Source organism: Burkholderia sp. MSMB2157WGS (assembly GCF_001532755.1).
Taxonomy (GTDB): Bacteria; Pseudomonadota; Gammaproteobacteria; order Burkholderiales; family Burkholderiaceae; genus Burkholderia.
Genome location: NZ_LPJG01000027.1, coordinates 1 through 22,533, shown reverse-complemented (window position 1 = coordinate 22,533; position 22,533 = coordinate 1). Strand labels below are relative to the sequence as shown.

General features: G+C 67.1%; 22 protein-coding genes. 7 read left to right on the top strand and 15 right to left on the bottom strand.

Going from position 1 to position 22,533, the window contains the following annotated elements:
- Nucleotides 1–39: 39 nt before the first annotated feature.
- Nucleotides 40–1,134, bottom strand: a complete 1,095-nt coding sequence (gene ychF, locus WT53_RS16880) for a redox-regulated ATPase YchF (RefSeq protein ID WP_034209833.1) — start codon at nucleotides 1,132–1,134, stop codon at nucleotides 40–42.
- A gap of 247 nt (nucleotides 1,135–1,381) precedes the next feature.
- Here ychF and WT53_RS16875 point away from each other — a divergent pair, with 247 nt between their 5' ends.
- From WT53_RS16875 to WT53_RS16860, 4 genes are all read left to right on the top strand, one after another.
- Nucleotides 1,382–2,560 carry a UbiH/UbiF family hydroxylase gene (locus WT53_RS16875; protein WP_034209834.1) on the top strand — a complete coding sequence of 393 codons (1,179 nt, stop codon included), beginning with the start codon at nucleotides 1,382–1,384 and terminating at the stop codon, nucleotides 2,558–2,560.
- A 90-nt stretch (nucleotides 2,561–2,650) separates the two neighbouring features.
- A complete protein-coding gene (locus tag WT53_RS16870) occupies nucleotides 2,651–3,379 on the top strand; it encodes a DsbC family protein (RefSeq protein ID WP_059827628.1) in 729 nt (242 codons plus the stop codon).
- A gap of 98 nt (nucleotides 3,380–3,477) precedes the next feature.
- Nucleotides 3,478–5,277, top strand: a complete 1,800-nt coding sequence (locus WT53_RS16865; protein ID WP_034209835.1) for a M61 family metallopeptidase — start codon at nucleotides 3,478–3,480, stop codon at nucleotides 5,275–5,277.
- Nucleotides 5,278–5,424: 147 nt separating this feature from the next.
- Nucleotides 5,425–6,021 carry an FMN-dependent NADH-azoreductase gene (locus WT53_RS16860; protein WP_034209836.1) on the top strand — a complete coding sequence of 199 codons (597 nt, stop codon included), beginning with the start codon at nucleotides 5,425–5,427 and terminating at the stop codon, nucleotides 6,019–6,021.
- Nucleotides 6,022–6,169: 148 nt separating this feature from the next.
- On the opposite strand, the gene WT53_RS16855 is transcribed toward WT53_RS16860, so the two are convergent.
- From WT53_RS16855 to rpe, 8 genes are all read right to left on the bottom strand, one after another.
- Nucleotides 6,170–7,087 (bottom strand): uracil-DNA glycosylase, encoded by a 918-nt coding sequence (locus WT53_RS16855; RefSeq protein ID WP_034209837.1) that lies wholly within the window; start codon nucleotides 7,085–7,087, stop codon nucleotides 6,170–6,172.
- A 13-nt stretch (nucleotides 7,088–7,100) separates the two neighbouring features.
- On the bottom strand, nucleotides 7,101–7,727 hold the full coding sequence (locus WT53_RS16850) for a CYTH domain-containing protein (protein ID WP_034209838.1): 627 nt from the start codon (nucleotides 7,725–7,727) through the stop codon (nucleotides 7,101–7,103).
- Nucleotides 7,727–8,512 carry an indole-3-glycerol phosphate synthase TrpC gene (trpC, locus tag WT53_RS16845; RefSeq protein ID WP_034209839.1) on the bottom strand — a complete coding sequence of 262 codons (786 nt, stop codon included), beginning with the start codon at nucleotides 8,510–8,512 and terminating at the stop codon, nucleotides 7,727–7,729. Before trpC ends, WT53_RS16850 begins: the two co-directional genes overlap by 1 nt.
- Before the next feature lie 27 nt (nucleotides 8,513–8,539).
- Nucleotides 8,540–9,571: an anthranilate phosphoribosyltransferase gene (gene trpD, locus WT53_RS16840; protein ID WP_034209840.1), complete on the bottom strand. Its 1,032-nt coding sequence runs from the start codon at nucleotides 9,569–9,571 to the stop codon at nucleotides 8,540–8,542.
- A 13-nt stretch (nucleotides 9,572–9,584) separates the two neighbouring features.
- Nucleotides 9,585–10,175 carry an aminodeoxychorismate/anthranilate synthase component II gene (locus tag WT53_RS16835; RefSeq protein ID WP_034209841.1) on the bottom strand — a complete coding sequence of 197 codons (591 nt, stop codon included), beginning with the start codon at nucleotides 10,173–10,175 and terminating at the stop codon, nucleotides 9,585–9,587.
- A gap of 13 nt (nucleotides 10,176–10,188) precedes the next feature.
- Nucleotides 10,189–11,682: an anthranilate synthase component I gene (gene trpE, locus WT53_RS16830; RefSeq protein WP_034209842.1), complete on the bottom strand. Its 1,494-nt coding sequence runs from the start codon at nucleotides 11,680–11,682 to the stop codon at nucleotides 10,189–10,191.
- A gap of 357 nt (nucleotides 11,683–12,039) precedes the next feature.
- Nucleotides 12,040–12,804 (bottom strand): phosphoglycolate phosphatase, encoded by a 765-nt coding sequence (locus WT53_RS16825; RefSeq protein ID WP_034209843.1) that lies wholly within the window; start codon nucleotides 12,802–12,804, stop codon nucleotides 12,040–12,042.
- Between the two features lie 4 nt (nucleotides 12,805–12,808).
- Nucleotides 12,809–13,495: a ribulose-phosphate 3-epimerase gene (gene rpe, locus WT53_RS16820; protein ID WP_006482066.1), complete on the bottom strand. Its 687-nt coding sequence runs from the start codon at nucleotides 13,493–13,495 to the stop codon at nucleotides 12,809–12,811.
- 178 nt (nucleotides 13,496–13,673) lie between these two features.
- On the opposite strand from rpe, the gene apaG reads away from it, so the two are divergent.
- Entirely contained in the window at nucleotides 13,674–14,048 is a 375-nt protein-coding gene (gene apaG / locus WT53_RS16815) for a Co2+/Mg2+ efflux protein ApaG (protein ID WP_006477037.1), read from the top strand.
- 19 nt (nucleotides 14,049–14,067) lie between these two features.
- On the opposite strand, the gene WT53_RS34140 is transcribed toward apaG, so the two are convergent.
- A complete protein-coding gene (locus WT53_RS34140; protein WP_230624986.1) occupies nucleotides 14,068–14,211 on the bottom strand; it encodes a hypothetical protein in 144 nt (47 codons plus the stop codon).
- A gap of 28 nt (nucleotides 14,212–14,239) precedes the next feature.
- Between WT53_RS34140 and WT53_RS16810 the strand changes: the two genes are divergently transcribed.
- A complete protein-coding gene (locus tag WT53_RS16810; RefSeq protein ID WP_230624987.1) occupies nucleotides 14,240–15,364 on the top strand; it encodes a murein transglycosylase A in 1,125 nt (374 codons plus the stop codon).
- Between the two features lie 255 nt (nucleotides 15,365–15,619).
- Here the strand turns inward: WT53_RS16810 and paaK are convergent, their stop codons facing one another.
- The 5 genes from paaK to paaN all read right to left on the bottom strand — a co-directional run bounded on the left by paaK (nucleotide 15,620) and on the right by paaN (nucleotide 21,244).
- Entirely contained in the window at nucleotides 15,620–16,918 is a 1,299-nt protein-coding gene (gene paaK / locus WT53_RS16805) for a phenylacetate--CoA ligase PaaK (protein ID WP_034209844.1), read from the bottom strand.
- Between the two features lie 38 nt (nucleotides 16,919–16,956).
- Nucleotides 16,957–17,409, bottom strand: coding sequence for a hydroxyphenylacetyl-CoA thioesterase PaaI (gene paaI, locus WT53_RS16800; RefSeq protein ID WP_034209845.1), 453 nt, complete (start codon nucleotides 17,407–17,409; stop codon nucleotides 16,957–16,959).
- Between the two features lies 1 nt (nucleotide 17,410).
- Nucleotides 17,411–18,202 (bottom strand): 2-(1,2-epoxy-1,2-dihydrophenyl)acetyl-CoA isomerase PaaG, encoded by a 792-nt coding sequence (paaG, locus tag WT53_RS16795; protein WP_034209846.1) that lies wholly within the window; start codon nucleotides 18,200–18,202, stop codon nucleotides 17,411–17,413.
- Between the two features lie 45 nt (nucleotides 18,203–18,247).
- Entirely contained in the window at nucleotides 18,248–19,450 is a 1,203-nt protein-coding gene (gene pcaF / locus WT53_RS16790) for a 3-oxoadipyl-CoA thiolase (protein WP_034209847.1), read from the bottom strand.
- A gap of 87 nt (nucleotides 19,451–19,537) precedes the next feature.
- Nucleotides 19,538–21,244: a phenylacetic acid degradation protein PaaN gene (gene paaN, locus WT53_RS16785; protein ID WP_060260771.1), complete on the bottom strand. Its 1,707-nt coding sequence runs from the start codon at nucleotides 21,242–21,244 to the stop codon at nucleotides 19,538–19,540.
- A 129-nt stretch (nucleotides 21,245–21,373) separates the two neighbouring features.
- On the opposite strand from paaN, the gene WT53_RS16780 reads away from it, so the two are divergent.
- On the top strand, nucleotides 21,374–22,150 hold the full coding sequence (locus WT53_RS16780) for an enoyl-CoA hydratase (RefSeq protein WP_034209849.1): 777 nt from the start codon (nucleotides 21,374–21,376) through the stop codon (nucleotides 22,148–22,150).
- The last annotated feature ends 383 nt before the right edge of the window (nucleotides 22,151–22,533 follow it).

Below are 22,533 nucleotides of genomic sequence, written 5' to 3'. Positions count from 1 at the left end.
ATTCAGCGGGCTTTTTTACGCTCGATGCGACAGCAACGCTCAGACGTTGAACAGGAAGTTCATCACGTCGCCATCGTGCACGACATATTCCTTGCCTTCCGCGCGCATCTTGCCGGCTTCCTTCGCGCCTTGCTCGCCCTTGTACGCGACGAAGTCGTCGAACGCGATCGTCTGCGCACGGATGAAGCCGCGCTCGAAGTCGGTGTGGATCACGCCGGCCGCCTGCGGCGCGGTATCGCCGATGTGGATCGTCCACGCACGCACTTCCTTCACGCCCGCGGTAAAGTAGGTCTGCAGGCCGAGCAGCTTGAAGCCCGCGCGGATCACGCGGTCGAGGCCCGGCTCTTCCATGCCCATGTCGGCGAGGAACGCTTCCTTGTCCGCGTCGTCGAGATCGGCGATTTCCGCCTCGATCGCCGCGCACACGGCGACCACCGGCGCGTTTTCGCTTTCCGCGTACTGGCGCACCGCCTCGAGGTGCGGGTTGTTCTCGAAACCGTCGTCCTTCACGTTGGCGACGTACATCGCCGGCTTCGCGGTGATCAGGCAGAACGGCTTGATCAGCGCCTGCTCGTCGTCCGACAGCGCGAGGCCGCGCACGGCCTTGCCCTGGTCGAGCTGCGCACGCACCTTCTCGAGCACCGCGACGAGCTTCGCCGCTTCCTTGTCGTTGCCCGACTTCGCCGCCTTCGAATAGCGCGTGAGCGCCTTCTCGATGGTGCCGAGGTCGGCGAGCGCCAGTTCGGTGTTGATCACTTCGATGTCGTCGATCGGGCTGACCTTGCCGGCGACGTGAATGACGTTCTCGTCCTCGAAGCAGCGCACGACGTGCGTGATCGCGTCGGTTTCGCGGATGTTCGCGAGGAACTGGTTGCCGAGGCCTTCACCCTTGCTCGCGCCCGCGACGAGGCCCGCGATGTCGACGAATTCGACGACGGCCGGCACGACGCGCTCCGGCTTGACGATCTCGGAGAGCGCCTTCAGGCGCGTATCCGGCACTTCGACGATGCCGACGTTCGGCTCGATCGTGCAGAACGGATAGTTCTCGGCGGCGATGCCGGCCTTGGTCAGCGCATTGAACAGGGTGGACTTGCCGACGTTGGGCAAGCCGACGATGCCGCATTTGAGACTCATGGAATCCTTCGGACGGGTGAGGCGGCGCGGCCGGACAGGGCACGGCGGCGCGGGAAAAAAGGGCGGCCGGCGCGTGGAGCGCGGCGGGCCGACGGTCAAAAACGCTATTGTACCGTGCCGGCGCCCCGGATTCCGGGCTGGGCGCCGAACGGCCGATGCGGCGGGCCGCCGCGTCGGCGCACCGGCCCGCGGTTCTGCTGATTTCCCGCAAAGTCCGGCCGCGTAAGGGTTTGGCCCCGCGGCTATAATGCCCGCCATGACTGCCCACCACACCTTCGACGTCGCCGTGGTCGGCGGCGGGCTCGTCGGCAAGACGGCCGCGCTCGCGCTGACCCAGTCCGGCTACAAGACAGCCTTGCTCGCCCAGCCGGCCACGCCGCGCCCCGCGGATCTCGCGTTCGATACGCGTGTCTACGCGCTGTCGTCCAGTTCGCAGGCGTTGCTCGAGCGGCTGCGGGTCTGGCAGGCGCTCGACCACGGCCGGCTCGCGCCGGTGTACGACATGCGCGTGTATGGCGATGCGCATGCCGAACTGCATTTCTCCGCCTATCAGGCGTCCGTGCCGCAGCTTGCGTGGATCGCCGAATCGTCGCTGGTCGAGGCGTCGCTCGATGCCGCGCTGCGATTCCAGCCGAACCTCACGTGGTTCGACGCGCGTGCGCAGGGTTTCGACATGCGCGACGACGCGGCCGTGCTCACGCTGTCGTCGGGGCAGGTGCTCGAAGCGGATCTCGTCGTCGGCGCCGACGGCGCGCATTCGTGGGTGCGTTCCCAAATGGGGGCCAGGGTAGAGCGGCGCGACTACCGGCAGACGGGCGTCGTCGCGAACTTCAAGGCGTCGCTGCCGCACCGCGAGACGGCCTGGCAGTGGTTCCGGGAAGGCGAGATCGTCGCACTGCTGCCGCTGCCGGACGGCCACGTGTCGCTCGTGTGGTCCGCGCACACCGCGCACGCGGACGCACTGCTCGCACTCGATCCGGCGCAGCTCGCGGCCGAGGTCGAGCGCGTGTCGCACGGCCAGGTCGGCACGCTCGAATGCGTGACGCCGGCCGCCGGCTTCCCGCTGGCGCTGCAGACGGTCGACAAGCTGATCGCGCCGCGCGTCGCGCTGGTCGGCGATGCCGCGCACCTGATCCACCCGCTCGCGGGGCAGGGGATGAACCTCGGGTTGCGCGACGTCGCGGCGCTCGTCGACGCGATCGCGGGCAAGGAAAGCTTCCGCAATCTCGGCGATACGGTGCTGCTGCGTCGCTACGAGCGTTCGCGCCGCGAGGACATCCGCGCGCTGATGGTCGCGACCGACGGCCTGCAGCGGCTGTTCGCGGTGCCGGGCTCGCTCGCGAAGGCCGTGCGCAATGCGGGCATGGCGTTCGTCGGCGCGCAGCCGCTCGTGAAGCGCTGGCTCGTGTCGGCCGCGCTCGGCTGAACGAACCTTCCGCCGCCGCGCCGGTCGGAGACGGTTCCGTTACGGCGTACACTGTGCCGTGCACTCCGATTGAGCTGAAGGAAGATTTCGATGAAAAAAACGATCCGCATCGCATCGCTGGCGCTGGCCGTCACGATGGCGACGCTTGGCTGCACCGCGCAGGCCGACCAGACCACCGACAAGCTGAAGGCCACGCTGCAAGCCCGTCTCGGCAACGACGCGCCGATCAAGAGCGTGTCGAAATCGCCGGTGGCAGGCCTTTACGAAGTGAACCTCGGCTCGCAGATCATCTATAGCGACGCGGCCGGCGACTACGTGCTGCTCGGCGATCTCGTCGACGCCAGGACGCACAAGAACCTGACCGACGCCCGCCTGTCCGAAATCAACAAGATCGACTTCGCGAGCCTGCCGTTCGCGAATGCGATCAAGGTCGTCAAGGGCAACGGCGCCCGCAAGATCGCGGTGTTCTCCGATCCGAACTGCCCGTACTGCAAGAAGCTCGAGACGACGCTGCAGTCGGTCGACAACGTGACCGTCTACACGTTCCTGTACCCGGTGCTGTCGCCGGATTCGACCGTGAAGTCGAAGGCGATCTGGTGTGCGACCGACCGCGCAAAAACGTGGGAAAGCTGGATGCTCGACCACCGCGCGCCGTCCGGCGCCGGTACCTGCGACACCACCGCGCTCGACAAGAACCTCGCGCTCGGCCGCGGCATGAACGTCACCGGCACGCCGACGATCTTCCTGCCGGACGGCCGCCGCCTGCCGGGCGCGGTATCGGCCGACCAGCTCAACCAGGCGCTCGCCTCGAGCAAGTAACCGACCGCACGCCGGGCGCACGACCCGGCCAGCGAGGGGCGCCCGCATGATCTGCCGGCGCCTCTCTTCGTTTTCGCCCGCCCCGACCGATTGCCACGATGACTCAGCCGATCCGCTATTCGATTGTCCCGAAAGATCTTGCCGCGCACTTGTTCGAAGTGACGGTGACGGTTGCCGATCCCGATCCCGAAGGCCAGCGTTTCTCGCTGCCGGTGTGGATTCCGGGCAGCTACCTCGTGCGCGAGTTCGCGCGCAACATCGTGACGCTGCGCGCGTTCAACGACGCGGGCCGCAAGGTACGCATCGCGAAGACCGACAAGCACACGTGGCAGGCCGCGCCCGTGACCGGCGCGCTGACGCTGCGCTACGACGTCTATGCGTGGGACCTGTCGGTGCGCTCCGCGTATCTCGACGAGTCGGGCGGCTTCTTCAACGCGACGGCCGTGTTCCTGAGCGTCGCCGGTCGAGAGCACGCGCCGTGCGAAGTCGACATCGCGAAACCGGCCGGCGCGGCGTTTCGCACGTGGCGGGTCGGCACCGCGCTGCCCGAGGCGAGCGGGACGAAGCGCTACGGTTTCGGCGCGTATCGCGCGGCGAACTACGACGAACTGTCCGACCATCCGGTGACGATCGGCGAATTCGCGCTCGCGACGTTCGACGCGCACGGCGTGCCGCACGACATCGTGATCGCGGGGCGCGTGACGCAGCTCGACCTGGAGCGGCTGCGTAGCGACCTGAAACGCGTGTGCGAAGCGCAGATCGCGCTGTTCGAGCCGAAGTCGAAGAAGGCGCCGATGGACCGCTACGTGTTCATGACGCTCGCGGTCAGCGACGGCTACGGCGGCCTCGAGCATCGCGCGTCGACCGCGCTGATCTGCAACCGGACCGACCTGCCGGTGAAGGGGCGGCCGGAAACGACGGAAGGCTATCGCACGTATCTCGGCCTCTGCAGCCACGAGTATTTCCACACGTGGAACGTGAAGCGCATCAAGCCGGCGGCGTTCGTGCCGTACGACCTCGCGCGCGAGAACTACACGTCGCTGCTGTGGCTGTTCGAAGGCTTCACGTCGTATTACGACGACCTGATGCTGGTCCGCAGCGGGCTGATGTCGCAGGACGAATATTTCGCGGCGCTCGGCCGCACGATCGGCGGCGTGCTGCGCGGCACGGGCCGGCTCAAGCAGAGCGTCGCGGAAAGCTCGTTCGACGCGTGGATCAAGTACTACCGTCAGGACGAGAACGCGACCAATGCGATCGTCAGCTATTACACGAAGGGCTCGCTCGTGGCGCTCGCGTTCGACCTCGCGATCCGCGCGCAGACGCGTAACCGGAAGTCGCTCGACGACGTGATGCGCCTGCTGTGGCAACGCTACGGCCGCGACTTCTATCGCGGCAAGCAGGCGGGCGTGGAGGAAAACGAAGTCGAGACGCTGATCGAAGAGGCGACGGGCGTCGCGCTCGGCCGCCTGTTCGCCGACGCCGTGCACGGCACGCGCGACCTGCCGCTCGGCGAACTGCTCGCGCCGTTCGGCGTGACGCTGGCCCCCGACGTCGCGCTCGGCGCGGCCGAGAAGCCGACGATCGGCGCGCGCTTGCGCGGCGGCGCGGACTGCACGTTGGCGGCCGTCTACGAAGGCGGCGCCGCGCATCGCGCGGGGTTGTCGGCCGGCGACACGCTGATCGCGGTGGACGGGCTGCGCGTAACGGGCACGAACCTGGATGCGCTGCTGGCCCGCTATCGGCCGGGCGACAAGGTGGAGATCCACGCGTTCCGCCGCGACGAGCTGCGCACCGCGAAACTGAAGCTCGACGGTCCGGAAGTCACCCGCTACCGGCTGACGGCGGCCGCGAAGCCGGCTGCGGCCACGAAGGCCCGCGAAGCGTGGCTGAACGGGTAACCCTACGCGAGCGGGTATCGGGGCGCGATCGGGTATTGTCCCGCTGCTGCAACAATCCGTCGCCCTGAACCCGCTTTTTCGCGGCCATGCGGCCCCGCACAATGGCGTCACTCGCGCTACCGAAGCGCAACCCTACCGGAGCCTGACATGACGACCATTCTGCAAATCAATTCCGCTGCGCGTTCGCAAGGTGCGCAATCCACGCTGCTGGCCAACGAACTGACGGCAAAGCTGCAACAATCGAACCCCGGCGCGAACGTCGTGGTTCGCGACCTGCTGGCCGATGCGCTGCCGCACCTCGACGAATCGGTGCTCGGCGCGTTCTTCACGCCGGCCGACAAGCGCACCGCGGAACAGAATGCGATCGTTGCGAAGAGCGATGCGCTGATCGCCGAGCTGCAGGCTGCCGACATCATCGTGATCGGCGCACCGATGTACAACTTCGGCATCTCGTCGCAACTGAAGACGTACTTCGACTGGATCGCCCGCGCAGGCGTCACGTTCCGCTACACCGAGAACGGTCCGGAAGGCCTGATCAAGGGCAAGAAGGTTCACGTGGTGACGGCGCGCGGCGGCAAGTATGCCGGTACGCCGAACGACAGCCAGACGCCGTACCTGCGCACGTTCCTCGGCTTCGTCGGCATGACCGACGTGAGCTTCATCTACGCCGAAGGCCTGAACCTCGGCCCGGATGCGCAGAGCGCCGCGCTGGCCAGCGCACGCGAAGCGATCGCCGCCGCGTAACGCGTCAGGTCGATGCGGGTGCGGTGCACCCGCTGCATCGCCCGATAAAAAATGCCGCGCCCCGAAAGGGACGCGGCATTTTCGTATGCGCCCGGCGAACCCTTGGGCCAGCGCAAGCCCGTTATCAGGGTGAACGGGCCCCAGGCCGTCACGCGAGCGTTTCGGCTACGTCCGGCAGGCGCCAGTCGATCGGTTCGCGGCCCGCATCGATCAGATAGTCGTTCGCGAGCGCGAAATGGCGGCAGCCGAGGAAGCCGCGGTGCGCGGACAGCGGCGACGGATGCGGCGCCTCGAGCACGCAATGCGCGTTCGCGTCGAACAGTGCGCGCTTCGCCTGCGCGTGCGCGCCCCACAGCATGAACACGAGCCCGCGATGGCGGCCGGCGAGCTCGCGGATCAGCGTGTCCGTGCATTGCTCCCAGCCGCGCTTCGCATGGCTCGCGGCCGCGCCGCGCTCGACCGTCAGCACGGTGTTGAGCAGCAGCACGCCCTGGCGCGCCCACGTATCGAGGCAGCCGTGACGCGGCGTGTCGTGACCGAAATTCGCGGCGATTTCCTTGAAGATGTTGCGCAGCGACGGCGGCGTGCGCACGGCCGGCGGCACCGAGAACGCGAGGCCATGCGCCTGCGGCGTGCCGCGGTCGTCGCCGTGATACGGGTCCTGGCCGAGGATCACGACCTTCACGTCGTCCGGGCTCGTCAGGCGCAGTGCGCGGAACACGTCGGTCGGGTAGACCGTCTTGCCGGCCGCGCGCTCCTCGTCGACGAAGCGGCACAGCGGCGCGTACGCGTCGCTGTCGGTGAACGGTTTCAGCACGTCGCGCCAGACGGCCGGCAGCGCGTCGAATTGCGCGGCGAGATGCGGCACGTCGGCGGCACCGGGTTGCGGTGCCGAGGCGGTCGGGGCCGGCGCGGGCGCCGGTGCGGCCGCCTGCTTCGCGGATTTTCGCCGAGCCGCGGGCGGCTCGGAAGCCGCGGACGGAATATCGTCCGGTGCCGGTTCCGGCATGGGATCGTCGAACAGCGACGCCTGTTGCGGCGCGCGGGAAGTCTTGCGGGTTGCCATGCGTGATGCGTGTTTATTGCGCGCGCAGCCGGTAGCCGCGCTGCGCCTTGCTGATGTTTTCGGGAACGAGGCCCGGCAGCGCCTGCTGCAGTTCGGCGGCGAGCGTCGCGAGCGCCGTTTCCGGGCCGTCGATCAGTTCGAGTTCGATTTCGCTGATCGGTTCGCGGCGCGTTTCGTGTTCCGCCTGGACGACGATCTCGCCGAGGTCCACCGCGGCCTCGACGGTCGCGCCGCCGATTGCGATGCGCCACAGCGTACGCGAAAAATCCGTGCGGAACAGCGCGTACAGTGCGCCGGCCGCGTCGTTCAGTGCGGCGGCGGCTTCCGGCACGTCGCAGGCCGCGACGAGCGCGTCGATCTCGAGCGCGTCGCCCGCGACCGGCAGCTCCCATTCGTGGCGGCGGTGCAGGCCGCCTTCCGCGCTGCCGACCGTCTTGAACGTCTGCAGCCAGCCGTCCGGCGTGCGGCGCACGCGCACCGCGCTCTTCGAGCGCGCCAGCGCGAGATCGGGCGTGTCGTAATAGACGTTCGCGAGCGTGATCGCGTGGCCGGGTTCGCCGGTCAGCGTCTCGAAGAAGCGGCGCGCGGCGTCAGCCTGGCCGGCCGGCAGCGCGAGCTTGATTTCCTTTTCGATCGCCATCAGAAGAACATCCGCGCGAGTTCCTCGCCCGGCTGGTCGGCGCGCATGAACGCCTCGCCGACGAGGAACGTGTTCACGTTCGCCGCGCGCATGGTGTCGACGTCGGTGCGCGACAGGATGCCCGATTCGGTCACGACGATGCGATCCGCCGGAATCATGTCGAGCATGTCGAGCGTGGTCCGGATCGACGTCTCGAACGTGCGCAGGTTGCGGTTGTTGATGCCGAGCAGCGGCGTCTTGAGCGTCAGCGCCTGTTCCATCTCGTTGCGGTCGTGCACTTCGACCAGCACCGCGAGGCCGAGCGAGTGCGCGTACGCTTCGAGATCCTGCATCAGCGGCGTGTCGAGCGCGGCGGCGATCAGCAGGATCGCGTCGGCGCCCATCGCGCGGGCTTCGACGATCTGGTACGCGTCGACGATGAAGTCCTTGCGCAGCACCGGCAGCGTGCAGGCCGCGCGCGCTTCCTCGAGGTAGCGGACGCCGCCCTGGAAGAACTGCTCGTCGGTCAGCACCGACAGGCACGCGGCGCCGTGCGCCGCATACGAGCGCGCGATGTCGGCCGGCACGAAATGCTCGCGCAGCACGCCTTTCGACGGGCTTGCCTTCTTGATTTCGGCGATCACGGCGGCGTTGCCGGCCGCGTGTTTCGCCCGCAGCGCGCCGACGAAGTCGCGCAGGTCGCACGCGGAGGCTTCCAGCTTCAGCGCCTCGAGCGGCGTGCTGCGCATGGCCGCCGCCACTTCTTCGCGCTTGACGGCGATGATTCGGTCGAGAATGTCGCTCATAGGGATTCCTGCTTGATTCGTAAGGGGTCAGCGCTTGAACTGCTGCGTGAAGCGCACGAGCTCGTCGACCTTCGCGCGGGCCTTGCCGCTCGCGATCGCTTCGCGGGCCAGCTGGATGCCGTCCGCGATCGACTCGGCGATATTGGCCGCGTAAAGCGCGGTGCCCGCGTTCAGCGTGACGATCTCGCGTGCGACGCCCGGCTGGTTGTCCAGCGCGCCGAGCAGCATCGTGCGCGATTCGTCGGCATTTTCCACCTTCAGCGTGCGGTTCGACACCATCTGCAGGCCGAAGTCCTCCGGATGGATCTCGTATTCGTGCACCTCGCCGTCGCGCAATTCGCCGACGAGCGTCGCGGCGCCGAGCGACACCTCGTCCATCCCGTCCTTGCCGTACACGACGAGCACGTGCTGCGCGCCGAGGCGCTGCATCACGCGCACCTGGATGCCGACGAGGTCGGGGTGGAACACGCCCATCAGCTGGTTCGGCGCGCCGGCCGGATTGGTCAGCGGGCCGAGGATGTTGAAGATCGTGCGCACGCCGAGCTCGCGGCGCACGGCCGCGATGTTCTTCATCGCCGGGTGATGGTTCGGCGCGAACATGAAGCCCATGCCGGTTTCGGCGATCGATGCGGCGACCTGGTCCGACTGCAGGTCGATGTTCACGCCGAGCGCCTCGAGCACGTCGGCGCTGCCGGACTTGCTCGACACGCCGCGGTTGCCGTGTTTCGCGACCTTCGCGCCCGCGGCCGCCGTAACGAACATCGACGCGGTCGAGATGTTGAACGTGTGCGAGCCGTCGCCGCCGGTGCCGACGATGTCGACGAAATTCGAGTTGTCCCGCACCTCGACGTGGTTCGCGAATTCGCGCATCACGGTCGCGGCGGCGGCGATCTCGCCGATCGTCTCCTTCTTCACGCGCAGCCCGGTGATGATCGCGGCCGCCATCACGGGCGACATGTCGCCGCGCATGATCAGCCGCATCAGGTGCAGCATTTCGTCGTGGAAGATCTCGCGGTGCTCGATCGTGCGCTGCAGCGCTTCCTGCGGGGTAATCGTCATCGTGCGTCTCCCGTCAGGCGGCCGGTGCAGCCGCGGCGCGGCTCTGTTTCAGGAAATTCTCGAGCAGCGCATGGCCGTGCTCGGACAGGATCGATTCCGGGTGGAACTGCACGCCTTCGACCGGCAGCGTCTTGTGGCGCACGCCCATGATCTCGCCGTCGTCGGTCCACGCGGACACCTCGAGGCAATCGGGCAGCGATTCGCGTTCGATCGCGAGCGAATGATAGCGCGTGACGTCGAAATGCTTCGGCAGGTCGGCGAACACGCCGCGGCAGTCGGTTTCGATCCGGCTCACCTTGCCGTGCATGATGGTCTTCGCGCGCACCACGCGGCCGCCGAACGCTTCGCCGATCGCCTGGTGGCCGAGGCAGACGCCGAGGATCGGCTTCCTGCCCGCGAATTCGCGCAGCACGTCGAGCGTGATGCCCGCATGTTGCGGATTGCTCGGGCCCGGCGACAGGCAGATGGTGTCGGGATTCAGGCGCGCGATGTCGTCGAGCGTGATTTCGTCGTTGCGGTAGGTGCGCACGTCCTCGCCGAGTTCGCCGAAGTACTGGACCAGGTTGTAGGTAAACGAGTCGTAGTTGTCGATCATGAGCAGCATGGTCAGTCTCCGGTCAGAAGTCGCTATCGAGGCCGTCCTGGACCTGTTCGGCCGCACGCAGCACCGCGCGCGCCTTGTTCTCGGTCTCTTGCCATTCGGATTCGGGCACCGAATCCGCGACGACGCCGGCCGCCGCTTGCACGTACAGGTTGCCGTTGTGGATCAGACCCGTGCGGATCGCGATCGCGAGATCCATCTCGCCCGAGAACGACAGGTAGCCGACCGCACCGCCGTACAGCCCGCGCTTGACCGGCTCGAGCTCGTCGATCAGTTCCATCGCGCGCACCTTCGGCGCGCCGGACAGCGTGCCGGCCGGGAACGTCGCGCGCAGCACGTCGTAGTTCGTCATGCCGGGCTTCAGCTTGCCCTCGACCGAGCTGACGATGTGCTGCACGTGCGAGTACTTCTCGATCACCATCTTGTCGGTGACCTGCACCGAGCCGATCTCCGCGATGCGGCCGACGTCGTTGCGCGCGAGGTCGATCAGCATCACGTGCTCGGCGATTTCCTTCGGGTCGTTCAGCAGTTCGGTCGCGAGTTCGGCGTCGCGCTCCGGCGTATTGCCGCGCGGACGCGTGCCGGCCAGCGGCCGGATCGTGACGATCTGGTCGTCGCCGCGCTTTTCCTGGCGCACCAGGATTTCCGGCGACGCGCCGACCACGTGGAAATCGCCGAAGTTGTAGTAATACATGTACGGCGACGGATTCAGCGAACGCAGCGCGCGATACAGCGACAGCGGATTGTCGCGGTACGGCTTCGTGAGCCGCTGGCCGACCTGGATCTGCATCAGTTCGCCGGCCGCGATGTATTCCTTCGCCTGACGCACGGCGGCCAGATAGTCGTCCTTCTTGAACTCGCGGAACGTCTCGGTGCGCACGCTCGCCGACGTGACGGGCGGCTGCACGGTCGTGCGCAGGCGCTGCTTCAGTTCGCGCAGGCGCTGTTTTGCCTTCGCGTACGCTTCGGGCTGGCCCGGGTCCGCGTAGATGATCAGGTAGAGCTTGCCGGCGAGGTTGTCGATCACCGCGACTTCCTCGGTCAGCAGCAACTGGATGTCGGGCAGCCCGAGATCGTCGCGCGGCGCGGTGTTCGCGAGCTTCTTCTCGATGTAGCGCACCGCGTCGTAGCCGAAGTAGCCGGCGAGGCCGCCGCAGAAACGCGGCAGGCCCGGGCGCTGCGCGACCTTGAAGCGCGCCTGGAACGATTCGATGAACTGGAACGGGTCGCCGTCGTGCGTCTCGACGACCTTGCCGTCGCGCACGACTTCCGACACGCCGCTGCGGGTGCGCACGAGCGTGCGGGCGGGCAGGCCGATGAACGAGTAGCGGCCGAAACGTTCGCCGCCGACCACCGATTCGAGCAGGAACGAGTTGGCGCCCGCGCGTTCGGGCTGGGCCAGCTTCAGGTAGAGGGACAGCGGCGTTTCGAGATCGGCGAGCGCTTCCGCGATCAGCGGAATGCGGTTGTAGCCTTCGTTCGCGAGCGATTGGAATTCGAGTTCGGTCATGTTCCGGTCCTGTTCGGGACGAGCGGCGCGGGCGCCAGGGATCACTTGACGCTGCGCGGGTGGCCGTCGGCGAAGGGGCGGTCGATCGAGAAGTGCCTGTTGCCGGCCGGCGCTCCGGGCGTGAACGTCGCGAGCCTGCGGCCGATCCTGAACGCAAGCGTTCGGATGCGGTGGAACTCGAGGTAGTGCGACGATCGGCGCGCGGATGCGCAGCGAGATAAAAAACGGCGCTGAAGACGTGCTTCAGCGTACCTCATCGAAGAGGTTAGCGCGACCAGCGACGCCAGGGCCAGGCTCCCCGGTCGATGCTGCTCAGACTCCGTTTTTTATTCAGAAACATGCGGATGGAAGAAATAATCAGAGGGTTGGCCGGCCGGCGTTGTGCGCGGAAATTGCGCGAGCCGCGACCAGCAACGAATCGACTATACCATCCGAATTTATCGTTTGTATAGCTTTGCCGTGGTTGTAGCCGTACGGCACCGTCAGCGTCGCCATCCCGGCCGTGCGGCCGGCCAGCGCGTCGTTTTCCGAGTCGCCGATCGCGACCGCGGTGCCCGGCGCGACGCCGAGCGCGTCGCAGGCCGTCAGCATCGGCAGCGGATCGGGCTTCTTGCGCGCGACGCTGTCGCCGCCGAGCACGATGCCGAAGCAGCCGGCCAGCCCGTATTGCTCGAGCAGCTCGACCGCGAAGCGGTGCGGCTTATTCGTCACGCACCCGAGCCGGATGCCGGCCGCGCGCAGCGCGTCGAGCCCGGCCGCCACGTCCGGATAGAGACGCGTGTGGCGACCGTTGATCTTCGCGTATTCGGTCTGGTAGATCGCGAGCGCGTCGTCGAAGCGCGCGTGCGCTTCATCGGCCGGGAAGCGCGGCTTCAGCACGCTCTGGATCAGGTGTTCGGAGCCCTTGCCGACGTAGCCGATCACTTCGTCGCGCGACGTGGCCGGCGCGCCGAGCCGCGCGAGCATCCCGTTCAGGCCGGCCGTGAAATCGTCGGCCGTGTCGACCATCGTGCCGTCGAGGTCGATCAGCGCGGCATCGATGCGCGGCGCGGCAAAGCGGATCGCGGCCGCGCCCGTGGCGGCCCCGGCCGGCGCGTGGCCGGCGAACGACGAGTCGGCCACGGCGTCAGCTCCGCTCGACGGTGGCGAGCGCCGCTCGCATCTCGTCGATCACCTTGCGATAGTCGGGCTTGCCGAAGATCGCCGAACCCGCGACGAACGTGTCGGCGCCGGCTGCCGCGATTTCCGCGATGTTGTCGGCCTTCACGCCGCCGTCGACTTCGAGCAGGATCTCGCGGCCCGTGCGTTCGGTGTACGCGTCGATGCGGGCGCGCGCCTCGCGCAGCTTGTTCAGCGTTTCCGGAATGAACGACTGGCCGCCGAAGCCCGGGTTCACCGACATCAGCAGCACGAAGTCGAGGCGGTCCATCACGTGGTCGAGGTAGTTCAGCGGCGTGGCCGGATTGAACACGAGGCCGGCCTTGCAGCCGTGGTCGCGGATCAGCGACAGCGTACGGTCGATGTGGTCCGAGCCTTCCGGGTGGAAGCTGATCAGGTTCGCGCCGGCCTTCGCGAAATCGGGCACGATCCGGTCGACCGGGCGCACCATCAGGTGCACGTCGATCGGTACCTGCACGTGCGGGCGGATCGCCTCGCAGACGAGCGGGCCGATCGTGAGGTTCGGCACATAATGGTTGTCCATGACGTCGAAGTGAATCCAGTCGGCGCCGGCGGCGACCACGTTGCGGACTTCTTCGCCGAGCCGTGCGAAGTCGGCCGACAGGATGCTGGGAGCGATGCGGAATTGAGTCATGACAGGGGAGCGGGGGACGTTGCGGCGCAAAACCGTCATTCTACCGTCCGGCGACCCGGTGCGCGGCGGCAGGCCGTGCGGTTACGACCCGATTGCGCATAGAATGCCGAACCAATGCAGCGCGCCCGCGGCCCGGCCGCTCGAGTCGGCGCGCGCGGTTACCTACAGCGGACACACCATGAGTCAGTATCAGTTCACCGTTTCGGTGAAAACCAGCTACTTGCCGGAACAATCCGACCCCGATCACCGTCAATACGCATTCGCGTACACGCTGACCATCCGCAACACGGGACAGGTCGCGGCCCAACTGATCGCGCGCCACTGGATCATCACGGACAGCGAGAGCCACGTGCAGGAAGTAAAGGGGCTCGGCGTCGTCGGCCACCAGCCGCTGCTGCAGCCGGGCGAGCATTTCGAATACACGAGCTGGGCCGTGATCGCGACGCCGGTCGGCACGATGCGCGGTGCGTACTTCTGCGTGGCGGAGGACGGTGAGCGTTTCGAGGCGCCGGTCGACGAGTTCGCCCTGCACATGCCGCGCACGTTGCATTGAATCGAGCGCGCGGCGGCGCTCAGCGCAGCTTGCGGTCGTTGCTGCGGGCGTGCTTCTTCCTGCCCGACGACGTCCACACGACGATGAAGATCAGCAGGGCAAGCGCTACGAAGGCTTCGAGCGCGAAGATGAGCATCGGATATTGGTCGAGAAAATCTGACATGGCGGTTTCCATCAAGAACGGACATTGTATGTGGTTTGGGCCCCGGCTGGCCGGGTGGATGGCCGCAGCCGCGGCGGCGGCGCTGCTCGCCGCGTGCGGCGGCGCGCCGACGCGAACCTCCGCGCTGAAGCCGCCGACCGGCGCGGCGATCGTGCCGGGGCAGGTCGCCGCGAAGCGGCTCACGCCGGTCGCGTGGCAGCAGGTGCCGGGCTGGCAGGACGATTCGCTGATCGGCGCGACGGCCGCGCTGCGGCAGAACTGCGCGCGGCTCGCGCGCCAGCCCGCGTGGGCGCGCGCTTGCGCGGCCGCCGACCGGCTCGACGAACTCGACGTCAGCAGCGCACGCACGTTCTTCGAAACGTATTTCACGCCGTTCCAGCTCGCGAATACCGACGGGACGCTCGACGGGCTCGTGACCGGCTATTACGAGCCGCTGCTGCACGGCTCGCGCGTGCGCCGCGGCCCGTATCAATACGCGCTCTATCGCTGGCCGGCCGGCTATCGCGCGGGCGCCGCGCTGCCGGCACGCGCGCAGCTCGAGCGCGCCGGCATCCTGAACGGCAACGAGCTCGTGTGGGTCGACGATCCGATCGAGGCATTCTTCCTGCAGGTGCAGGGCTCGGGTCGCGTGCTGCTCGACGACGGTTCGGTGATGCGGGTCGGCTTCGGCGGCACCAACAACCAGCCGTACCGTTCGATCGGCAAGTGGCTGCTCGATCGCGGCGAGCTCACGCCCGCGCAGGCGACGATGCAGGGCATCAAGGCCTGGGCGAAGGCGAACCCGACGCGCGTCGACGCGCTGCTCGACACGAATCCGCGCTTCGTGTTCTTCCGCGACATGCCGACCAAGGAAGATGCGCCGCACGGCGGCGCGGACGGGCCGATCGGCGCGCTCGGCGTGCCGCTGACCCCGGAGCGCTCGATCGCGGTCGATCCGTCGTCGATCCCGCTCGGCACGCCGGTGTTCCTGCAGACCACGCGTCCGCTGACGAATACGCCGATGAACCGGCTCGTGTTCGCGCAGGATACGGGCTCGGCGATCAAGGGCGGCGTGCGGGCAGACTATTTCTGGGGGCTCGGCGACGATGCCGGGGACCTGGCCGGCCGGATGAAGCAGGTCGGCAGGATGTGGCTGCTGTTCCCGAATTCGTGATTTTGGAGCGGCGCGGGTTCGCTGGATCGTCGCTCATGAACGATATGCGGCATTGAGAGCCCGGGGCGCGCCTCGTGCGCGTGGGCGTGCCGGTCTGATCGCCGCTGTGCCCATGTGATTTCAGTTCGCGTCATGCTGTGCGCGTTACGTCGAACGACGCTTTGGAGTCGAGCAGCCCGATCGGCATTGGCCGACCGGGCTGTTTCGTTTGCAGGCGCGGATCGGCCGCTGCGCGATGGCACGCGACGAGCGACCTCACCCCTTGCGCTTGTCGACGACGCGGCGCGCCTTGCCGACCGAGCGCTCGATGCCGTTCACGGGCAGCACGTTGATCACGGCCGTCACGCCGATCAGCGACTTGATGTCGTACGCGAGCGCCTGTTTTGCCGCCTGGATCGCCGCGGTGTCGGGCGCGGTTTCCGGGCACGGCTCGACGTTGAGCGTCAGCACGTCGAGCGGACCTTCCTTGGTCAGCACGATCTGATAGTGCGGCGCGAGCGCGCGCTGCTTGAGCAACTGTTCCTCGATTTGTGTCGGGAACACGTTGACGCCGCGCACGATCATCATGTCGTCCGACCGGCCGGTGATCTTCTCCATCCGGCGCATCGTCCGGGCGGTGCCCGGCAACAGGCGCGTGAGGTCGCGCGTGCGATAGCGGATGATCGGCAGCGCTTCCTTCGTCAGCGACGTGAACACGAGTTCGCCGAGCTGGCCGTCCGGCAGCACTTCGCCGGTGTCGGGATCGATGATTTCCGGATAGAAGTGGTCTTCCCAGATGGTCGGGCCGTCCTTGGTCTCGACGCATTCCGACGCGACGCCCGGGCCCATCACTTCGGATAGCCCGTAGATATCGACCGCGTCGATACCCATCCGCTGTTCGATCGCGACGCGCATGTCGTTGGTCCACGGCTCCGCGCCGAAGATGCCGATGCGCAGCGAACTCTGCACGGGATCGAGGCCCTGGCGCTCGATCTCGTCGGCGATCGACAGCATGTAGCTCGGCGTGACCATGATGATGTCGGGTCGGAAATCCTGGATCAGCTGTACCTGCTTTTCGGTCTGGCCGCCGCCGAACGGGATCACGGTCAGCCCTGCGCGTTCGGCGCCGTAGTGCGCGCCGAGCCCGCCCGTGAACAGCCCGTAGCCGTAGCTGACGTGGACCTTGTCGCCGCGGCGCGCACCGGCGGCGCGGATCGAGCGTGCGACGAGATTCGCCCACGTATCGATGTCGGCGGCCGTATAGCCGACGACCGTCGGCTTGCCGGTCGTGCCCGACGACGCGTGGATGCGCGAGATCTGGTCCTGCGGCACCGCGAACATCCCGAACGGATAGCTGTCGCGCAGGTCGCCCTTGGTCGTGAACGGAAAGCGCGACAGGTCGGCGAGCGTTTTCAGGTCGTCCGGATGCACACCGGCTTCGTCGAACTTGCGGCGATAGACGGGCGAGTGGTCATACGCGTGCCGGAGCGACCACTTGAGGCGTTCGAGCTGCAGCGCGGTCAGCTCGTCGCGTGAGGCGGTCTCGATCGGCTCGAGCGGTAGCGGGGTAGTCATGCATGTCTCCAGTGTTTGTTATGGGCGGGCCGTCGACGTCAGCGGTCTTCCGGGATGACCGTGCCCTTGATCTGGGCGGATTTGCCGCGAAACATCGCGACCGTGTCGCCTGTCTGGTTCGTGACACGGATGTCGTAGATGCCGTGGCGGCCGGCACGCGCCTGTTCGACCGCCTCGGCCGTCAGCACGTCGCCGCCGTGCACGGGGCGCAGGAATTCGATCGAGCAGCCGGCCGCGACCGCATTCAGGTTGTACGAGTTGCACGCGAACGCGAAAGTCGAATCGGCGAGCGTGAAGATGATGCCGCCGTGACAGGTCTGGTGCCCGTTCAGGAATTCGGGCCGCACGCGCATCTGCAGGCGGGCGTAGCCGGCGCGTACTTCGACGATTTCCATGCCGAACGCGCGGCTGCAGGCGTCGGCGTCGTACATGGCCTGCGCGGTGGCGCGGGCGAGCGAATCGGGGTCGAGCGTGGCGGTGGCGTTCATCATGTCAACGCCCTTCGAAGCGCGGCGCGCGCTTCTCGATGAAGGCCTTCACCCCTTCCGCATAGTCGTCCGACTGGCCGAGCTTGCGCTGCAGATCGCGCTCGAGGTCGAGCTGCTGATCGAGCGTGTTCGTGACGCTGTCTCGCATCGACTGCTTGATCGACGCGATGGCGAGCGTCGGCTGCTGCGCGAGCTGGGCGGCAAGCTGGCGGACCGTGGCGACGAGCGCGTCGTCGTCGACCGCGCGCCAGATCAGGCCCCACTGTTCGGCCTGTTCGGCGCCGAGCTTGTCGCCGGTCAGCGCGAGCCCCAGCGCGCGTGCCATGCCGACGCGTTGCGGCAGGAACCACGTGCCGCCCGAATCGGGTACGAGTCCGATCTTGACGAAGGCCTGGATGAAACTGCTCGAGCGGGCAGCGAACACCAGGTCGCACGCAAGTGCGAGATTCGCGCCGGCGCCGGCCGCCGTGCCGTTGACGGCGGCGATCACCGGAATCGGCAGACGCTGCAGGCGGCGGATCAGCGGATTGAAATGCTCGTCGATCAGCGTGCCGAGGTCGGTGGACGCGCCTGGCGTGAAGTCGAGGTCGGCGAGGTCCTGGCCCGCGCAAAAGCCGCGTCCCGCACCCGTCAGAATCAGTGCGCGTGCGCCGGCTGCCTCGACTTCATCGAGCGCCGATTGCAGTTCGCGATGCATCGCCCGCGTGAAGCTGTTGAGCTTGTCGGGGCGGTTGAGCGTGATCGTGGCCACGCGCGCGGCCTGATCGATATCCAGCTGGATCGCCTGATAGGACATGCAGTGTCTCCTTCATGACTTCGTTATAGGCGCGCGGCGCGTCGGTTACACGCGTTCGATCGCGAGCGCGATGCCCTGGCCGACGCCGATGCACATCGTACAGAGCGCGAAGCGGCCGCCGGTACGCTCGAGTTGATGGAGCGCCGTGGTGACGAGCCGCGCACCCGATGCGCCGAGCGGGTGACCGAGCGCAATCGCACCGCCGTTCGGGTTCACGCGCGGATCGTCGTCGGCGACGCCGAGCATGCGCAGCACCGCGAGACCTTGCGACGCGAACGCCTCGTTCAGTTCGATCACGTCGAACTGGTCGATGCGCATGCCGAGCTGGTGCAGCAGCTTCTGCGTGGCCGGCGCGGGGCCGATGCCCATTACGCGCGGCTCGACGCCGGACGTCGCCATCCCGACGACGCGCGCGCGGCGGCGCAGGCCGTATTGGTCGGCCGCCTGTGCATTGGCGAGCAGCAGCGCGCAGGCGCCGTCGTTCACGCCCGACGCGTTGCCGGCCGTGACCGAGCCGTCCGGGCGCACGACGCCTTTCAGCTTCGCGAGCGCTTCGAGCGACGTTTCGCGCGGATGCTCGTCGCGCAACACGACCACCGGATCGCCCTTCTTCTGAGCAATCGTGACCGGCACGATTTCCTCGGCGAGCGTGCCGTCCTGCTGCGCCCGCGCGGCCTTCTGCTGGCTGCGCAGCGCGAACAGGTCCTGATCCGCGCGGCTGATGTTGTAGTCGACCGCGACGTTCTCGGCTGTCTCCGGCATCGAATCGACGCCATACAACTGCTTCATCAGCGGATTGACGAAGCGCCAGCCGATCGTCGTATCGAAGATATCGGCCTGGCGCGCGAACGCGCTCGCGGCCTTGCCCATCACGAACGGCGCGCGCGTCATGCTCTCGACGCCGCCTGCGATCATCAGGCGCGCTTCACCGGCCTTGATCGCGCGCGCGGCCGTGCCGACGGCGTCCATTCCGGAGCCGCACAATCGGTTCAGCGTCGTGCCCGGCACGGCCGTGGGCAGGCCCGCCAGCAGCGCCGACATGCGCGCGACGTTGCGGTTGTCCTCGCCGGCCTGGTTCGCGCAGCCGTAGATCACGTCGTCGATCGCCGTCCAGTCGACGTCGCGGTTGCGCTCGATCAGCGCCTTGAGCGGCACCGCGCCGAGATCGTCGGCGCGGACATCTTTCAGGGCGCCGCCGTAGCGGCCGATGGGAGTGCGAATCGCGTCGCAGATGTAGGCGTCTGTCATGAGCGTATCGGTGAGTGACGAACCCGCCGGGTGGCGGATTCGTTCATGGTAGAGAACGTGGCGGCGTTTGCACGTCGGCCATTCGGGTTATGCCGTCTGGCCAGCTTCCGCAGGTACGGCCTTCGGGGCAACATGGACGCGGCTCTGAACCACGCGGAACCGGTTGGCGACGAAGGCCGGGTCGGCCAGCGCGGCGTTGGCGGCCGGATTCGCGCCCGTGCCGTGGAAGTCGGAGAAGGCGGCCGACTGGTTGACGAATACGCCGCCTGTCAGGTTGATCGACAGCGCGACGCCGCCACGCACCGCTGCGTCGTGTGCGGCGTTGACGATCGCTTCGTCGGTGCTGTAGACGGAGAGGGTCAGTGCGCCATGCTCGGCGGCGATTGCCCCAGCCAGATCGAGCGATTGCGCGGTCGAGTCGGTCGCGATCACGAACGAGATCGGGCCGAACCACTCCTGCGTGAATTTCTCGCGGTCGGCCACGTCGAGTTGCAGCACGAGAGGCGTGCGCACGCGCGCATCGGGGAAGGCGGGATGCTGCAGGGGCACGCTGTCCGCGAGCACGCGGCCGAGTTTGCGCGCGTCGTCGATACGCGCGGTCACGCTGTCGTTCTGGATCGCTCCGATCAGTTCGACCGAGCGTGCCGGGTCGCCGGTGAGTTTTTGTACGGCAATCGCGATCGCTTGCGCGACCTCGTCGAAGCTCGCATGGCCGTCGGCCGTCCGGATGCCGTCGCGCGGCACGTAGATGTTCTGCGGCGCCGTGCACATCTGGCCGGAGTACAGCGCCAGCGAGAACGCGATGTTCTTGGCGGCGGCCTTCAGGTCGTCGGTCGAGTCGATCACGATCTGATTGACGCCTGCTTTCTCGGTGTAGACCTGCGCCTGGTGGGCATGGCGTTCGAACCACGTGCCGTTCTGCGTGCTGCCGGTGAAGTCGATCAGCTTGATCTCGGGACGCAGCGCGAGATCCTGGACGAGGGCGCCGTCGTTGGGTTCGGTCGCGAGGAGCGTAATGACGTTCGGATCGAACCCGGCTTCGCGCAGCACGTCGCGGGCGATCCGCACCGTGATGGCGAGCGGCAGGATCGCGCCCGGATGCGGTTTGACGATCACGGCATTACCGGTTGCCAGATCGGCGAACAGGCCCGGGTAGCCGTTCCAGGTCGGGAACGTGCAGCAGCCGAGCACGAGGCCCGTGCCGCGCGGCACGATCGTATAGCGCTTGTGCATCGCCAGCGGCGGGTTCTTGCCTTGTGGCTTTTCCCAGTGCGCATCGGCCGGGATGCGGCGCAGCTCGTCCCACGCATAGGCGACCGCCTCGAGAGCGCGGTCCTGCGCGTGCGGGCCGCCGGCCTGGAACGCCATCATGAAGGCTTGCCCCGTGGTGTGCATCACGCTGTAGGCAATTTCGAAGCTTGCGCGGTTCAGGCGCGCGAGGATTTCGAGGCTGACGCCGATCCACGCGCTCGGGCCGGCTTCGCGCCACGTGCGCTGCGCGGCGGCTGCGGCAGCGATCAGTGCGTCGGGCGTCGATTTCGGATACCGGACACCCAGCGCGATGCCGTACGGCGAGCGCTCGGCGCCGACCGTTTCACCGGACGCCGGCTGGTCGAGCACGAAAGTCTTGTCGAGGTGCGACTTGAACGCGGCCTCACCGTCCGCGTTTGCGCTTTCCCCGTACACTTTGGGGCTCGGCATTTCGGCGAACGGGCTCCAGTACCCGCGGCTCTCGATGGCGGCGAGTGCGTGTTTCAGCGTGTCTTCGTGCTTCGTGAACAGGGCATGGGTCATGGCGGCGGCCTGATGAACGTTGAGAGGGATCGGATCGATTAATTAACCGACCGGTTGGTCGGAGAATGGTAGCATCAAACTATTCGCATGTGCGAGGCGTTTCTCATTTCATTGATCGAGGAGAAATAGATGGCTTACGAGAACATCCTGGTGGAGACCCGCGGTCGTGTCGGTCTGGTGACGCTGAACCGTCCGAAGGCACTGAATGCGCTGAACGATGCGCTGATGGACGAGCTGGGCGCTGCGCTGAAGGCGTTCGATGCGGACGACGCTATCGGCGCGATCGTCGTGACCGGGAGCGAGAAGGCGTTCGCGGCCGGCGCGGACATCGGCATGATGGCGGCCTACTCTTATATGGATGTCTATCGGGGCGACTACATCACGCGCAACTGGGAGACGGTCCGCGAGATCCGCAAACCGATCATCGCTGCGGTTTCGGGCTTTGCGCTGGGCGGTGGCTGCGAGCTGGCGATGATGTGCGACATCATCTTCGCGGCGGACACGGCCAAGTTCGGTCAGCCGGAAATCAAGCTGGGCGTCATGCCGGGTGCCGGCGGTACGCAGCGTTTGCCGCGCGCGGTATCGAAGGCGAAGGCAATGGACATGTGTCTGACCGCGCGGTTCATGGACGCCGCCGAGGCCGAGCGTGCCGGGCTCGTATCGCGCGTGCTGCCGGCCGACAAACTGCTCGACGAGGCAATTGCCGCCGCGACGACGATCGCCGAGTTCTCGCTGCCGGCGGTCATGATGGTCAAGGAGTCGGTGAACCGCGCGTACGAGACGACGCTGGCTGAAGGTGTCCACTTCGAGCGGCGATTGTTCCATTCGCTGTTCGCAACCGAAGACCAGAAGGAAGGGATGGCGGCATTCGTCGAGAAGCGCAAGCCAGTGTTCAAGCACCGCTGATCGGCCGGCACCGTGCGCCGCGGCAAGTCCGCTGTCCGCTCTGTGTCGATTCTCGGCGTGATTGCTTCGCCCGGTTCCTCAAAAGCCTCCCGTGAGCGGTAGCGCACGGAGGCTTTTTCAAACTTTCTTCACAAAGGGCTTGCGCGGACGGGGGCGGATGCATAGAATCACGCCTCTTTCGCGCCAACGGAAACGTGGCGCGGAAGGAAGGGAAGCGGTGCTGTTGAGGTTCGGAAGTAGCGAGCCCGACGGCGCAGAAAGATGGTCCCGCAGTCGCAACGATGTAGTGCAGAAAGTTGTTGACGCGCTGCGAAACACGGTTCATAATCTCGCTTCTCTGCTGCTGAAAACGCAGCGCTGCCGGGAAACTTCAGGTTCCCTCG